The organism is Candidatus Pelagibacter sp. HIMB123 (genome assembly GCF_052048195.1).
Lineage (GTDB): Bacteria > Pseudomonadota > Alphaproteobacteria > Pelagibacterales > Pelagibacteraceae > Pelagibacter.
Window position 1 is genome coordinate 73,374 of record NZ_JBNAIL010000007.1, and the last position, 12,706, is coordinate 86,079.

Annotated in this window: 23 protein-coding genes; all 23 read left to right on the top strand. The window is 30.9% G+C overall.

Translation table 11 applies throughout. The features are described 5' to 3' along the window. The 23 genes from fusA to ACTTBL_RS01895 are packed head-to-tail and all read left to right on the top strand — an operon-like array spanning position 1 to position 12,653. The gene (gene fusA, locus ACTTBL_RS01785; RefSeq protein ID WP_440643348.1) at positions 1 to 2,079 is read left to right on the top strand and encodes an elongation factor G; all 2,079 of its coding nucleotides are present in this window, start codon (positions 1 to 3) and stop codon (positions 2,077 to 2,079) included. Next, positions 2,079 to 2,387 (top strand): 30S ribosomal protein S10, encoded by a 309-nt coding sequence (rpsJ, locus tag ACTTBL_RS01790; RefSeq protein ID WP_023853699.1) that lies wholly within the window; start codon positions 2,079 to 2,081, stop codon positions 2,385 to 2,387. The genes fusA and rpsJ overlap by 1 nt, the downstream gene beginning before the upstream one ends. Before the next feature lie 2 nt (positions 2,388 to 2,389). Continuing rightward, positions 2,390 to 3,100, top strand: a complete 711-nt coding sequence (gene rplC / locus ACTTBL_RS01795) for a 50S ribosomal protein L3 (RefSeq protein WP_440643349.1) — start codon at positions 2,390 to 2,392, stop codon at positions 3,098 to 3,100. Then, a complete protein-coding gene (gene rplD, locus ACTTBL_RS01800; RefSeq protein WP_440643350.1) occupies positions 3,100 to 3,723 on the top strand; it encodes a 50S ribosomal protein L4 in 624 nt (207 codons plus the stop codon). The genes rplC and rplD overlap by 1 nt, the downstream gene beginning before the upstream one ends. A 1-nt stretch (position 3,724) precedes the next feature. Next, entirely contained in the window at positions 3,725 to 4,018 is a 294-nt protein-coding gene (gene rplW, locus ACTTBL_RS01805) for a 50S ribosomal protein L23 (RefSeq protein ID WP_440643351.1), read from the top strand. A 3-nt stretch (positions 4,019 to 4,021) separates the two neighbouring features. Then, the gene (gene rplB, locus ACTTBL_RS01810) at positions 4,022 to 4,861 is read left to right on the top strand and encodes a 50S ribosomal protein L2 (protein ID WP_023853703.1); all 840 of its coding nucleotides are present in this window, start codon (positions 4,022 to 4,024) and stop codon (positions 4,859 to 4,861) included. Then, positions 4,861 to 5,157 (top strand): 30S ribosomal protein S19, encoded by a 297-nt coding sequence (gene rpsS / locus ACTTBL_RS01815; RefSeq protein WP_023853704.1) that lies wholly within the window; start codon positions 4,861 to 4,863, stop codon positions 5,155 to 5,157. The genes rplB and rpsS overlap by 1 nt, the downstream gene beginning before the upstream one ends. A gap of 2 nt (positions 5,158 to 5,159) precedes the next feature. Further along, entirely contained in the window at positions 5,160 to 5,558 is a 399-nt protein-coding gene (gene rplV / locus ACTTBL_RS01820; RefSeq protein ID WP_440643352.1) for a 50S ribosomal protein L22, read from the top strand. Continuing rightward, entirely contained in the window at positions 5,542 to 6,219 is a 678-nt protein-coding gene (gene rpsC / locus ACTTBL_RS01825) for a 30S ribosomal protein S3 (protein ID WP_075503634.1), read from the top strand. Before rplV ends, rpsC begins: the two co-directional genes overlap by 17 nt. 2 nt (positions 6,220 to 6,221) lie before the next feature. Continuing rightward, on the top strand, positions 6,222 to 6,632 hold the full coding sequence (gene rplP, locus ACTTBL_RS01830; RefSeq protein ID WP_075503628.1) for a 50S ribosomal protein L16: 411 nt from the start codon (positions 6,222 to 6,224) through the stop codon (positions 6,630 to 6,632). After that, positions 6,632 to 6,823, top strand: coding sequence for a 50S ribosomal protein L29 (rpmC, locus tag ACTTBL_RS01835; protein ID WP_023853708.1), 192 nt, complete (start codon positions 6,632 to 6,634; stop codon positions 6,821 to 6,823). The genes rplP and rpmC overlap by 1 nt, the downstream gene beginning before the upstream one ends. Next, positions 6,816 to 7,052 carry a 30S ribosomal protein S17 gene (rpsQ, locus tag ACTTBL_RS01840; RefSeq protein WP_023853709.1) on the top strand — a complete coding sequence of 79 codons (237 nt, stop codon included), beginning with the start codon at positions 6,816 to 6,818 and terminating at the stop codon, positions 7,050 to 7,052. Before rpmC ends, rpsQ begins: the two co-directional genes overlap by 8 nt. Beyond that, a complete protein-coding gene (rplN, locus tag ACTTBL_RS01845; protein ID WP_145597918.1) occupies positions 7,052 to 7,420 on the top strand; it encodes a 50S ribosomal protein L14 in 369 nt (122 codons plus the stop codon). The genes rpsQ and rplN overlap by 1 nt, the downstream gene beginning before the upstream one ends. Further along, a complete protein-coding gene (gene rplX / locus ACTTBL_RS01850) occupies positions 7,420 to 7,665 on the top strand; it encodes a 50S ribosomal protein L24 (protein WP_440643353.1) in 246 nt (81 codons plus the stop codon). The genes rplN and rplX overlap by 1 nt, the downstream gene beginning before the upstream one ends. Then, positions 7,665 to 8,219 (top strand): 50S ribosomal protein L5, encoded by a 555-nt coding sequence (gene rplE / locus ACTTBL_RS01855; RefSeq protein WP_440643354.1) that lies wholly within the window; start codon positions 7,665 to 7,667, stop codon positions 8,217 to 8,219. The genes rplX and rplE overlap by 1 nt, the downstream gene beginning before the upstream one ends. Before the next feature lie 2 nt (positions 8,220 to 8,221). Beyond that, complete coding sequence (gene rpsN, locus ACTTBL_RS01860) at positions 8,222 to 8,527, top strand: 30S ribosomal protein S14 (protein ID WP_145597906.1); 306 nt, start codon at positions 8,222 to 8,224, stop codon at positions 8,525 to 8,527. 11 nt (positions 8,528 to 8,538) lie between these two features. Beyond that, complete coding sequence (rpsH, locus tag ACTTBL_RS01865) at positions 8,539 to 8,934, top strand: 30S ribosomal protein S8 (protein WP_440643355.1); 396 nt, start codon at positions 8,539 to 8,541, stop codon at positions 8,932 to 8,934. After that, positions 8,934 to 9,473 (top strand): 50S ribosomal protein L6, encoded by a 540-nt coding sequence (gene rplF / locus ACTTBL_RS01870; RefSeq protein WP_440643356.1) that lies wholly within the window; start codon positions 8,934 to 8,936, stop codon positions 9,471 to 9,473. Before rpsH ends, rplF begins: the two co-directional genes overlap by 1 nt. After that, positions 9,473 to 9,829, top strand: coding sequence for a 50S ribosomal protein L18 (gene rplR, locus ACTTBL_RS01875; RefSeq protein ID WP_440643357.1), 357 nt, complete (start codon positions 9,473 to 9,475; stop codon positions 9,827 to 9,829). The genes rplF and rplR overlap by 1 nt, the downstream gene beginning before the upstream one ends. A 2-nt stretch (positions 9,830 to 9,831) precedes the next feature. After that, a complete protein-coding gene (gene rpsE / locus ACTTBL_RS01880) occupies positions 9,832 to 10,347 on the top strand; it encodes a 30S ribosomal protein S5 (RefSeq protein WP_075503615.1) in 516 nt (171 codons plus the stop codon). Further along, positions 10,347 to 10,799, top strand: a complete 453-nt coding sequence (rplO, locus tag ACTTBL_RS01885; protein ID WP_440643358.1) for a 50S ribosomal protein L15 — start codon at positions 10,347 to 10,349, stop codon at positions 10,797 to 10,799. The genes rpsE and rplO overlap by 1 nt, the downstream gene beginning before the upstream one ends. A 9-nt stretch (positions 10,800 to 10,808) precedes the next feature. Continuing rightward, positions 10,809 to 12,089, top strand: a complete 1,281-nt coding sequence (gene secY / locus ACTTBL_RS01890) for a preprotein translocase subunit SecY (protein ID WP_440643359.1) — start codon at positions 10,809 to 10,811, stop codon at positions 12,087 to 12,089. After that, the gene (locus tag ACTTBL_RS01895; protein WP_440643360.1) at positions 12,090 to 12,653 is read left to right on the top strand and encodes an adenylate kinase; all 564 of its coding nucleotides are present in this window, start codon (positions 12,090 to 12,092) and stop codon (positions 12,651 to 12,653) included. Positions 12,654 to 12,706 lie beyond the last annotated feature (53 nt).

Genomic DNA, 12,706 nt, shown 5'->3' on the forward strand with positions numbered 1-12,706 from the left:
ATGGCTAGAACTCATTCATTAGATAAATACAGAAACATTGGGATCATGGCTCATATAGATGCTGGTAAAACAACTACTACAGAAAGAATTTTATATTACACAGGTAAAAGTCATAAAATTGGTGAAGTACACGATGGTGCAGCAACCATGGATTGGATGGAACAAGAACAAGAAAGAGGTATAACAATTACTTCTGCAGCAACAACTTGTTTTTGGAATGATCACAGAGTTAACATTATAGACACCCCAGGTCACGTAGACTTTACTATTGAAGTAGAGAGATCTTTAAAAGTTTTAGATGGTGCAGTAGCTGTTTTTGATGGTGTAGCAGGTGTAGAACCACAATCTGAAACAGTTTGGAGACAAGCAGACAAATACAAAGTTCCAAGAATTTGCTTTGTAAACAAGCTTGATAGAACAGGTGCTGATTTCTTTAGATGTGTAGACATGATTAGAGATAGATTAGGTGCTAAGCCATTAGTGTTACAAGTTCCTATTGGAATTGAAGCTTCTCTAACTGGAGTGATTGATTTAGTTAAAATGAAAGCTCAAGTTTGGAAAAATGAGGCTTTAGGTGCAGAATGGGAATACAAAGATATTCCTGATGATCTTAAAGAAATAACTGAAAAGTATAGAACAGAATTAATCGAAACTGCCGTTGAACAAGATGAAAAGTTAATGGAATCTTACTTAAATGGAGACGAAATTAAGGAAGAAGATTTAGTCAAATGTATAAGAAAAGGAACATTGAATTTTAGTTTTGTTCCAGTTTTAACTGGATCTGCCTTTAAAAACAAAGGTGTTCAGCCTTTACTAGATGCAGTTGTCAACTACTTACCAAGTCCAGTTGACATTGGTTCAATTAAAGGGACAAAGGTTGGATCAGAAGATGAAATAGAAATGAAATTTGATGATGGTTCATCTTTTTCTGGTTTAGCATTCAAAGTTGCAAATGATCCTTTTGTAGGTTCTTTAACATTCGTTAGAATTTATTCTGGTACAATTAAGTCTGGAACTGCCGTATACAACTCTTCATCTGATAAGGAAGAAAGAGTTGGTCGTATGCTTTTAATGCATGCTAATTCAAGAGAAGATATTAAAGAAGCTAATGCAGGTGATATTGTTTCACTAGCAGGATTAAAAAATACTATGACTGGTCACACTTTATGTGACAAAGAAAATCCAGTTTTATTAGAGCCAATGGAATTTCCAGAGCCTGTAATTGAAATTGCTGTAGAACCAAAAACAAAAGGTGACCAAGAAAAAATGGGTGAAGCATTAGCAAGATTAGCTAAAGAGGATCCATCATTTAGAGTTTCTTCAGATGAAGAGTCGGGTCAAACAATCATTAAAGGTATGGGTGAACTTCACTTAGATATTATTGTTGATCGAATGAAAAGGGAATTTAAAGTTGAAGCAAACGTAGGTGCTCCACAAGTTGCTTACAGAGAGACTATCGAAAAATCTGCTGAGTATGAATACATACATAAAAAACAAAGTGGTGGTGCTGGTCAGTTTGCTAAGGTTAAATTATTTGTTGAACCTCAAGAGCCAGGAAAAGGAAGAGAAGTTGAAAGTGCTATTAAGGGCGGAGCTATTCCAAAAGAATTCATTCCTGGTGTTGAAAAAGGTATTGAAACAGTCTCTGATAGTGGAATTTTGGCAGGTTTCCCAATGATTGATTACAAAGTAACTATTGTTGATGGTTTGCATCACGATGTTGACTCAAGCGTCTTAGCTTTTGAACTTGCAAGTAGAGCATGTTTTAAAGAAGCTTGTACTCAAGGTGGATTAAAACTTTTAGAACCAATTATGAGAGTAGAAGTAGTTACTCCTGAAGATTATATGGGAGATGTTATTGGTGATTTAAACAGTAGAAGAGGGCAAATTAGCACTCAAGAACAAAGAGGAAATGCAACTGTAATTACAGCTATGGTTCCTCTAGCCAATATGTTTGGTTATATTAATAATCTTAGATCAATGTCACAAGGAAGAGCACAATATTCAATGTTCTTTGATCATTATTCTAAAGTTCCTCAAAACGTCCAAGACGAAGTAACTAAAAAGGTAGCGGGATAATGGAAAAGCAAAACATAAGGATAAAACTAAGAGCTTATGATAATAAGGTTTTAGATGCCTCTACAGAAGAAATTGTAAACACAGTTAAAAGAACTGGGGCTACAATAAAAGGGCCAATTCCATTACCTACAAGAATTGAAAGATATACTGTATTAAGATCACCTCACATAGATAAGAAAAGTAGAGAGCAATTTGAATCAAGAACACACAAAAGATTAATCGATATTATTGAACCAACACCACAAACTGTAGAAGCTTTGATGAAACTTGATTTAGCTTCCGGTGTAGATGTGGAGATAAAAATTTAATCATGAGTGAGATAGCTTTATTAGGAAAAAAAATAGGAATGACAAGAGAGTTTTATAAATCTGGTCAATTAGTTCCTGTGACTGTACTAAAGGTTGAAAAAGCTAGAGTTATTCAGGTCATTGAAGAGGAAAAAAGAGGATACAAAGCTGTTCAGCTTGGATATGGAAAAATTAAAAATTCAAAACTAACAAAATCAATGAAAGGTGTTTTTGCTAAAAAAAATACTGAAGCTAAGAAAAAATTAAAGGAATTTAGAGTAAATGATACTTCTGTTTACAAAGAAGGAAACGAGTTTGGTTTAGAAATATTTAAAGATATTAAATTTGTAGACACAAGATCAAAGACAATTGGTAAAGGTTTTGCAGGTGCTATGAAAAGACATAATTTTGGAGGTTTAAGAGCCAGCCACGGTGTTTCAATATCACACAGAGCTCATGGTTCAACTGGACATAGTCAAGATCCAGGAAAAGTTTTTAAAGGAAAAAAAATGGCTGGTCATATGGGTGACAAGCTAAGAACAATGCAAAATATTGAAATAATAAAAACAGACTTAGAAAACGAACTTCTTTACTTAAAAGGATCAATACCTGGTTCAAAAAATTCTGAAGTAATGGTTAAAAAATCAGTGAAAAATATAAGCAAAATGACAATTGGTGAGAAACAAGCAGCTGCTGAAGAAGCTAAAAAAACACCTGAGAAAAAGAAAAAATAATGAAATTAGATAAAATTAGCATAGACGGGAAAAAAGATAGTATTGAAGTTTTGGATAAGATTTTTTCTGCTAAAATTAACCATAAATTAGTTAGCGCTGTTCTTTATAAAACAAATGCTAATTACAAAGGAAGACATGCCAAAACTAAACAACAAAATGAAGTAAAAGGACCAACTTCAAAAATATACGCTCAAAAAGGAACTGGTGGTGCTAGGCATGCTAGTAGAAAAGCTCCTATATTTGTTGGTGGAGGTATTGCTCATGGACCGAAAGGTGAATTAGCATACAAGAAAAGAAAATTAAATAAAACTGAAAAAAAACAGAGCGTAGCTTCATTAATTACTGAAAAAAATAATAATAAAAATTTATTAATCTTAAATGATTTTAGTTCTGAAATTAAAAAAACAAAAGAGATGAGCTCAATAATTAATAAACTTGAAATTACAAATTCATTAATAATTTTAGATAAAAATTCTAAAGAAAAAATAGAAAAATCAGTGAGAAATATTCCAAATGTTAAAGTTACTGATGTAAATCATTTTAGTGCTTACGATATTATTAAATTTAAAAAAGTTGTTTTCACAGAAAGTTCTGTGAAAGAATTAGAAAAGAGATATTCATAAAATGGAAAAAATACACTTGTACGACAAAATTTTATCACCTGTTGTTACTGAGAAATCAACTAACTTGTCTGAACTGAATAAAATTGTTTTTAAAGTTCCAGATGGTGCAAATAAGAAAAATTTAAAAAAGAATATTGAAAAAATATTTAAAGTTAATGTGACTAAAATAAATATTATAAATAAACAAAACAGAACAAAAATTACCAGAGGCAAAAAAGTAAAAGTATCTGGATATAAAAAAGCAATAATTACTTTAAAAAAAGGTCAAAGTATTGATCTAACAACAGGAATTTAATAAATGGCACTAAAAACTTTTAAACCATACACAAAATCTACAAGAGGCACTATTTTAGTTGATAGAACTGGTTTATGGAAAGGTAAACCATTCAAGACCCTAGTTTCACCTAAAAATGCGATGAAGGGTAGAAATAATAATGGTCATATTACCTCTATTAATAGAGCTGGTGGACATAAAAAAATGTACAGACATGTGGACTTTTATCGAAAAAAATTCGACATGGAAGCCACTGTTGAAAGAATAGAGTACGATCCAAATAGATCATGTTACATTATGCTAGTAAAATTTGAGGATGGTACTCACTCATATTTCTTAGCACCACAAAAAATTAAAGTTGGAGACAAAGTTGAAAGCGGTTCTAAAAAAGAAATTAAAGTAGGTAATTGCATGCCATTACAAGATATACCAGTAGGTATCAATATACATAATGTTGAAATACAACCAGGTGGTGGTGGAAAAATTGCTAGAGCAGCTGGTTCATCAGTTACTATTAGTGGTCTAGATGGAAACTATAGTTTAATAAAATTAGCCTCAGGTGAAGTGAGAAAAATAGATTCAAGAGCTTTAGCTACAATTGGAATTTTAAGTAATCCAGATCAAAAAAATATTAAAATTGGAAAAGCAGGCAGATCAAGATGGTTGGGTAGAAGACCTCATACTAGAGGAGTTGTTAAAAACCCAGTTGATCACCCACACGGAGGTGGTGAAGGAAAATCTGCAGGAGGAAGACATCCAGTTTCACCTACAGGGCAATCAGCTAAAGGTTTAAAAACCCGAGATAATAAGAGAACAGATAAATTTATAGTTAAGAGAAGAAATAAGAGGAAGGATACTAAGTAATGGCTAGAGCAGTTTGGAAAGGTCCGTTTGTAGAAGAAAGCTTGATGAAGAAAGTGGACAAGTATAAAGACGATCCAAAGAAAATTCCTATTAAAACTTGGTCAAGAAAATCTACAATTTTACCAGATTTTGTAGGGGTAAGTTTCCAAATTTATAACGGGAAAAAATTTATACCCATAACTGTTTCAGAAGATATGGTTGGACATAAATTAGGTGAGTTTGCACCAACAAGAACGTTCTTTGGTCATACACCAGCTGATAAAAAAGCTAAACCAGCAACAGCAGAGAAGAAATAATTATGGGCAAGAAAAAGAAAATAGATAAATCTAACGATAAAACAGTAAAGTCTGTTAACAATGGTATTAGATCAAGTGTTAGAAAGCTAAATCCAATACTAAAAAGCATTGTTGGCAAAAAAGTTGATGTTGCAATTAGAGATTTACAGTTTTCAGAAAAGAGAGTTACTAGAGATGTTAGAAAAACCATTAGTTCAGCTGTAGCTAATGCTGAAAATAATTTTCAATACGATATTGATAAATTAATAGTTAAAGAGGCATATTGTGGAAAAAAAATAGTTATGAAAAGATTTAGACCAAGAGCCAAAGGAAGAGCGGCACCAATATTAAAACCTTGGTCAACTGTTACAATAATTTTATCAGAAGCAAAACAAATGGAGAAGCATGGGGCAAAAAGTTAATCCTGTAGGTTTTAGATTAGGTGTCAACAGAGGATGGGACTCTGTATGGTATGCTAAGAAAAAAGATTTTGGAAATTATCTTATCGAAGATTTTAAGATTAGGGAATATATCAAGAAAAATGTAATCAACTCTGGTGTATCTAAGGTAATGATCGAGAGAACATCTAATAAATGTTATGTTACAATCTATACTTCTAGACCAGGATTTGTTATTGGAAAAAAAGGAAGCGATATAGACAAAATTAAAAATAATCTTTCAAAATTCACAACAAATGAAGTTAATCTAAATATTAAAGAAGTTAAAAAGCCTGAAACTAATGCTTATTTGGTAGCTGAAAACATAGCTCAGCAGCTTGTTAAAAGAATTTCTTATAGAAGAGCTATGAAAAGAGCAATGCAATCATGTATTAGACTCGGAGCAAAGGGAATTAAAGTTTCTGTAAGTGGAAGACTCGGCGGAAATGAAATAGCAAGAACAGAGTGGTTAAGAGATGGTAGTATTCCATCACATACTTTAAGAGCTGATATAGATTATGCTGAGGCAGAGGCTCTTACAACTTACGGAATTATTGGTATTAAAGTTTGGATTTATAAAGGTGAAGTTTTTGCTAGAGAATTTAGCCAAGAAACTAACAAGGTAACACCAAAGGAAGGTAAATAATAATGCTTCAACCAGTAAGAACAAAGTGGAGAAAAGCGCATAAAGGTAGAATTCACGGTACTGCTACTAGAGCAAGTACTATTAATTATGGTGCCTACGCATTAAAGGCTTTGCAGCCTGAAAGAGTTACTGGAAAACAAATAGAGGCTGCAAGAGTTGCATTAACAAGACACATGAAAAGACAAGGAAGAGTTTGGACAAGAATATTTCCAAATATACCAGTTTCTAAAAAACCGATTGAGGTCAGAATGGGTAAAGGTAAAGGATCACCAGAATATTTTGCATGCAGAGTAAAACCAGGAAGAATATTGTTTGAAGTTGATGGTGTTTCTGAACAAATTGCTAAAGAAGCTTTATACAAAGCATCAGCTAAATTACCAATTAAGACCAAAACTATTAAGAGATTTGCATAATGAAAAAACAAGAAATTAAAAAATTATCAAAGGACGAAATTGTGAAGAATATTGATAAACTTAAAAAAGATCTTTTTAATTTCAGATTTCAAAAAATGAATTCACAAGTAACAAACCCAGCTAAAATTGGGGAAACTAGAAAAACAATAGCAAGATTAAAAACAATTTTAAAAGGAAAAGCAAATGCCTAAAAAAATACTTACAGGAGTAGTCATAAGCGATAAACCAAATAAAACAGTTACTGTTATGGTAGAACGTAAATATTCTCACCCAGTTCTTAAAAAAGTAATCAGAGTTAGAAAAAATTATAATGCTCACGATGAAAATAATAAGTTCAAAACTGGTGACAAAGTTTCAATTATTGAGAGCAAACCTTTTTCAAAAAATAAAAAATTTCAAGTTATGGAGAGTACAAAGTAATGATTGGTGTTCAAACAGAATTACAAGTAGCTGATAATACTGGTGCAAAAAGAATTGAGTGCATTAAAGTTTTAGGTGGTTCCAAAAGAAGATATGCTAGTATTGGTGATACAATTGTAATTGCAGTTAAAGAGGCGATGCCTAAAGGAAAAGTTAAAAAAGGATCTGTCCATAAAGCTGTCGTTGTGAGAGTTAAAAAGGGAATTCATAGAAATGATGGTTCTAAAGTTAGATTTGATAATAATGCTGCTGTGTTAGTTGATGACAAAGGAGAGCCAGTAGGAACAAGGATTTTTGGTCCAGTTACGAGAGAATTAAGAAGCAGAGGTCAAATGAAAATTATTTCATTGGCACCGGAGGTTTTATAATGATTAAAAAAGGTTTGAAAGTAAGAGTTTTAACTGGAAAAGATAAAAAAAAAGAAGGTGAAGTTATTGAAATAGATAGAGTCAATAACAGAGCTAAAGTTAAAGAAATTAACATGGTTAAAAAACACGTAAAAACAACAAAAGAGAAAAAAGGTGGAATTTTTCCTAAAGAGAGCTTTATTCATATTTCTAACTTAAAACTAATTGATGAAAAAGCGGCAAAGAAAAAAGAGGCTAAAAAATAATGACACCAAGATTAAAAGAAATATTCAACAAAGAAATTCAGCCTGCATTAAAAGATCAGTTTGGTTTTAAAAATATTTATATGGCTCCAAGAATTGAGAAAGTTGTTTTAAATATGGGTCTTGGTTTAGATGCTACAGATTCTAAGATTTTAAAATCATGTGAAGAAGATATGGCTAAAATTACTGGACAAAAACCAGTAACAACAAAATTTAAAAAATCAGTTGCGAACTTTAAAACAAGAAAAGGATCAAACGCTGGTTTAAAAGTAACATTAAGAAAAAATAGAATGTACGAATTCTTAGACAGATTAGTGAATATTGCATTACCAAGAATTAAAGATTTTAGAGGTTTGTCTCCAAAAGGCTTTGACAAATTTGGTAATTATACATTTGGAATTAAAGAACATATAATTTTCCCAGAAGTAAGCTTTGACAGAGCAGACAAAGTTAGAGGTTTAGATATAGTAATAGTTATTAAAGTAATAAACAAAGAGCATAGTTTTGCATTATTAGAAAAAATGAATTTTCCATTTATTAAAAAAGGAGATAATTAAACATGGCAAAGTTAAGCGCGGTTAATAAAAATAAAAAAAGAATTAAGCTTTCAGATAGACTTTATAAGAAAAGACAAGCATTAAAGAAGATTGTAATGGATAAAAAGATTCCATTAGAAGAAAGATTTAAAGCGCAACAAAAATTATCAAAACTGCCAAGAAACTCCGCTAAAATAAGAGTTATGAATAGATGTGAGATTACTGGAAGACCTCACGGCGTTTACAGAAAATTAAAGATTTCAAGAATTGCATTAAGACAATTAGGATTACAAGGAAAGATACCTGGTTTAGTTAAATCTAGCTGGTAGAAAGGAAAATTATGAGTTTAAGTGACCCAATAGGAGATATGATTGCTAGAGTGAAGAATGCTCAAGCCAGAAATCATAAAAAAGTAGAATTACCTTCATCAAATTTTAAAACAAAAATTGCAGATATACTTAAAAATGAAGGTTTCATAAAAGATTTTAAAGTAAGTTCTGAGGAAAAAAAACCAATGTTATCATTAGAACTTAAGTATCATTCTGGAAATCCAGTTATTAGTGCTTTTGAAAGAGTATCAAAACCAGGAAGAAGAATTTTTTCATCTGCAGATAGCTTGCCTAAAATAAATAATGGTTTAGGAATTGCTATTGTGTCAACTCCAAAAGGAGTAATGACTGATATAGATGCTAGAAAACATAAGGTTGGTGGCGAAATAATTTGTAAGGTATTTTAATGTCTAAAATAGGTAAAATAAACATATCGATTCCTGAAAAAGTAAAAGTTGCTTTAGCTGGAAATATTATAAATATAGAAGGACCTCTTGGAAAAAAATCAATCAATGTTGATTTAGATATGTTTAATTTAGACATTATTGAAGGAAAAGAAATTTCTATTAAACCAAAAAAAGTAGATCAAAACTCAAAAAGACTTTGGGGCATGAATAGAAGCTTAATTAATAATGCTGTTATTGGATCTAGCACAGGATATGAAAAAACTTTAGAATTAGTTGGCGTTGGTTATAGAGCAGCGTTAAAAGGAAATCAGTTAAATTTACAGTTGGGTTATAGTCATGATATCAATTTTGATATACCACAAGGCATTAAAATTGCCGTTGAAAAACAAACAACATTAAAAATTACAGGATCTGATAAGCAGCTAGTTGGTGAAGTAGCATCTAAAATTAAAACATTAAGAAAAATTGAACCTTACAAAGGGAAAGGTGTTCGAGAAAAAGGACAGTATGTTCTTAAAAAAGAGGGTAAGAAAAAATAATGAAATTAAACACTAATATCAGAAAAAGATTTAGAGTTAGCAATAAAGTTAAAAAAGTTGCTTCAAAAGATAGATTTAGATTAAGTATTTCTAGATCATCAAAAAATATTTCAGCTCAAATAATTGATGATACAAAAAACGTAACCTTATTATCAGCTTCATCTGTAGAAAAAGATCTTAGATCAGCAGACAAAGTTAATAAAACTGAACTATCTAAATTGGTTGCTCAAAAATTGGCTAAAAAAGCTCAAGAGAAAAAAATTACTAAAATTTACTTTGATAGAGGTTCTTATAAATATCACGGTAGAATTAAAGTTTTTGCAGAAACTCTAAGAGAAAATGGGATGGAATTTTAATTATGGAAAATATAAAAGATAAAAAAACTGACGATATATTAGAAAAATTAGTTCACATAAATCGTATTACTAAAGTTGTTAAGGGTGGAAGAAGATTTGGATTTTCAGCGCTTGTAGTTGTTGGAAATCAAGCGGGTAAAATCGGTATAGCTCACGCAAAAGCAAAACAAGTACCTGATGCTATAAAAAAAGCAAATGAGATGGCTAGGAGAAAACTTACTCATATACCATTAAGAGAAGGCAGAACAATACATCATGACGTTAAAGCGAAAGATGGCTCTGGTAGAATAGTGCTAAGAGCAGCTTCTAAGGGAACAGGTATTATTGCAGGTGGTCCTGTTAGGGCAGTATGTGAAGTTTTAGGAGTAAAAGATATTGTTGCTAAATCTATGGGAACTTCTAATGCGCACAATGTAATTAGAGCTACAATGAAAGCTTTAATGAAACAAAGCTCACCAAAACAAATATCAGCAATTAGAAATAAAAAAATTTCTGAAATAATTGAAAAAAGAGGATAATGATTACTTTAAATAACAGAGAAAAAATCAATAAATCTAAAATAAGAGTTGGAAGAGGAATTGGTTCAGGCAAAGGAAAAACCTCAGGAAGAGGTGTTAAAGGTCAAAAATCACGATCTGGCGTAGCTATAAAAAGTTTTGAAGGTGGTCAAATGCCATTATACAGAAGACTTCCAAAAAGAGGATTTAACCCAATTTCAAAAGATAGTATAGCAATTTTAAATCTGGATAAGATTCAATCTTATATAGACAAAAAAAGTATTAATCCAAACGAAGTATTAAACTCAGAATTATTAAAAAAACTTAAATTAATAAATAAAAACTCAAAAAAATTAAAAATTTTAGGAACTGGTGAAGTAAAATATAAAATCAATATTGAAGCTGATCTAGCCTCTAAATCAGCAATAGAAAAACTAGAAAAAATTGGTGGATCTATTCAATTAAAAAAATAGTTTGTTTATATGAGCGCATCATCGTCAACAAATGATTTAAGAAATAGAATTATATTTACTATTTTAATTTTAGCCGTTTATAGATTTGGAACTTTTGTGCCTTTACCAGGTATAGACCCAGAACAATTGAAAATAATGATGGAAGGCAATCAAAAAGGATTGCTAGGCATGTTTAATGTTTTTGCAGGAGGTGCAGTTAGTAGAATGGCGATATTTGCTTTAGGAATAATGCCATATATTTCATCTGCAATTATAGTTCAGCTTTTAACAGGGGTTACAGATTATTTTAAAAATCTTAAAGCTCAAGGGGAGACAGGAAGAGCTAAAATTACTCAAATTACTAGATATGGAACAGTGTTACTTGCAACAGTACAAGGATATGGTTTATCTGTTGGATTAGAGTCGTCAGCTGACCTAGTAATTAATCCTGGAGCTTTTTTTAAAATAACTACTGTTACAACCATTGTTGCAGGAACAATATTTTTAATGTGGTTAGGTGAACAAATTACTCAAAGAGGTATTGGTAATGGTATATCGTTAATAATTTTTGCCGGTATTGTAGCAGAAATTCCAAGAGCTTTGGTTACAACTTTTGAATTAGGTAGAACAGGTGCAGTTTCAACCTTCATGATCCTAGCTATATTTGTTTTATTAATACTTACAATCCTATTTGTGGTTTTTATGGAAAGAGCATTAAGAAAAATTATAATTAATTATCCAAAAAGACAAATGGGAAATAAAATGTATGGTGGAGAGTCATCACATTTACCTCTAAAAATAAATCAGGCTGGAGTAATTCCAGCAATTTTTGCTTCTGCACTTTTATTACTACCAGTAACATTCTCAAATTTTTCATTTTCTAACAATGAAACATTTTTAAACTTGAGCTCTTATTTTACTCAAGGACAACCTCTTTATATGTTGCTGTATGCATCAGGAATAATATTTTTCACTTTTTTTTATACTTCTATTACATTCAATCCAACAGAAACTGCCGAGAATCTTAGAAAGTATGGAGGATTTGTACCAGGAATTAGACCAGGTGAAAGTACTGCGTTGTATATTGAGAATATTTCAACAAAATTAACTACGATTGGTGCTCTATATTTAACTCTAGTTTGTTTAATGCCGGAATTTTTAATTGCAAACTATCCAATACCTTTTTATTTAGGTGGTGCATCTATATTAATTGTTGTTGTAGTAGCTATTGATACTGTGACACAAATACAAACAAGGTTAATGAGTTCACAATACGAACAACTGATTAAAAAAACAAAATTTGGTAAGTAAGTGAATATAATTTTATTTGGACCTCCTGGTGCTGGAAAAGGTACTCAGTCTAAATATCTTGTAAACAAATTAAATGCTTTTCAAATTTCAACAGGTGATCTTTTAAGAGAAGAAATCAAAAAAAATTCAGATATTGGTAAAGCAATAACCAATGACATGAGGAATGGAAAATTTATAAGTGATGATATTGTTAATAAACTTATAGAAAATTTAATATCTGATCCTCAAAAAAAAAACAAATTAATCTTTGACGGATATCCTCGATCATTAAGTCAGGCTAAAAATTTAGAAGTATTACTAAAAAATTCAAATCAGAGTATAGATTTAATTTTATTCCTAAACGTAGATAAAGAAACAATTATCAAAAGACTTGAGAAGAGAAAAATTATAGAAAATAGGTCTGATGATGATACTCATACGATAGTTTCAAGGTATGAGAAATATATGAAAACAACCCAACCAGTTCTAAATTTCTACTCTGAGAATCCAAATTTTATTGAGATTGATGGAAGCTTAGAAATCGAAGAAATAACAAGGAAAATAGAGGCTTTTATCAATGTATAAGACGTTGACTTTGATTAATCTTCTTATATAAAAGGCACAATTTATCACAAAAA

Bases quoted from the DNA above. Each gene is read 5' to 3' on its own strand.
- fusA (WP_440643348.1), top strand. From the start codon at position 1: ATGGCTAGAACTCATTCATTAGATAAATACAGAAACATTGGGATCATG.
- rpsJ (WP_023853699.1), top strand. From the start codon at position 2,079: ATGGAAAAGCAAAACATAAGGATAAAACTAAGAGCTTATGATAATAAG.
- rplC (WP_440643349.1), top strand. From the start codon at position 2,390: ATGAGTGAGATAGCTTTATTAGGAAAAAAAATAGGAATGACAAGAGAG.
- rplD (WP_440643350.1), top strand. From the start codon at position 3,100: ATGAAATTAGATAAAATTAGCATAGACGGGAAAAAAGATAGTATTGAA.
- rplW (WP_440643351.1), top strand. From the start codon at position 3,725: ATGGAAAAAATACACTTGTACGACAAAATTTTATCACCTGTTGTTACT.
- rplB (WP_023853703.1), top strand. From the start codon at position 4,022: ATGGCACTAAAAACTTTTAAACCATACACAAAATCTACAAGAGGCACT.
- rpsS (WP_023853704.1), top strand. From the start codon at position 4,861: ATGGCTAGAGCAGTTTGGAAAGGTCCGTTTGTAGAAGAAAGCTTGATG.
- rplV (WP_440643352.1), top strand. From the start codon at position 5,160: ATGGGCAAGAAAAAGAAAATAGATAAATCTAACGATAAAACAGTAAAG.
- rpsC (WP_075503634.1), top strand. From the start codon at position 5,542: ATGGGGCAAAAAGTTAATCCTGTAGGTTTTAGATTAGGTGTCAACAGA.
- rplP (WP_075503628.1), top strand. From the start codon at position 6,222: ATGCTTCAACCAGTAAGAACAAAGTGGAGAAAAGCGCATAAAGGTAGA.
- rpmC (WP_023853708.1), top strand. From the start codon at position 6,632: ATGAAAAAACAAGAAATTAAAAAATTATCAAAGGACGAAATTGTGAAG.
- rpsQ (WP_023853709.1), top strand. From the start codon at position 6,816: ATGCCTAAAAAAATACTTACAGGAGTAGTCATAAGCGATAAACCAAAT.
- rplN (WP_145597918.1), top strand. From the start codon at position 7,052: ATGATTGGTGTTCAAACAGAATTACAAGTAGCTGATAATACTGGTGCA.
- rplX (WP_440643353.1), top strand. From the start codon at position 7,420: ATGATTAAAAAAGGTTTGAAAGTAAGAGTTTTAACTGGAAAAGATAAA.
- rplE (WP_440643354.1), top strand. From the start codon at position 7,665: ATGACACCAAGATTAAAAGAAATATTCAACAAAGAAATTCAGCCTGCA.
- rpsN (WP_145597906.1), top strand. From the start codon at position 8,222: ATGGCAAAGTTAAGCGCGGTTAATAAAAATAAAAAAAGAATTAAGCTT.
- rpsH (WP_440643355.1), top strand. From the start codon at position 8,539: ATGAGTTTAAGTGACCCAATAGGAGATATGATTGCTAGAGTGAAGAAT.
- rplF (WP_440643356.1), top strand. From the start codon at position 8,934: ATGTCTAAAATAGGTAAAATAAACATATCGATTCCTGAAAAAGTAAAA.
- rplR (WP_440643357.1), top strand. From the start codon at position 9,473: ATGAAATTAAACACTAATATCAGAAAAAGATTTAGAGTTAGCAATAAA.
- rpsE (WP_075503615.1), top strand. From the start codon at position 9,832: ATGGAAAATATAAAAGATAAAAAAACTGACGATATATTAGAAAAATTA.
- rplO (WP_440643358.1), top strand. From the start codon at position 10,347: ATGATTACTTTAAATAACAGAGAAAAAATCAATAAATCTAAAATAAGA.
- secY (WP_440643359.1), top strand. From the start codon at position 10,809: ATGAGCGCATCATCGTCAACAAATGATTTAAGAAATAGAATTATATTT.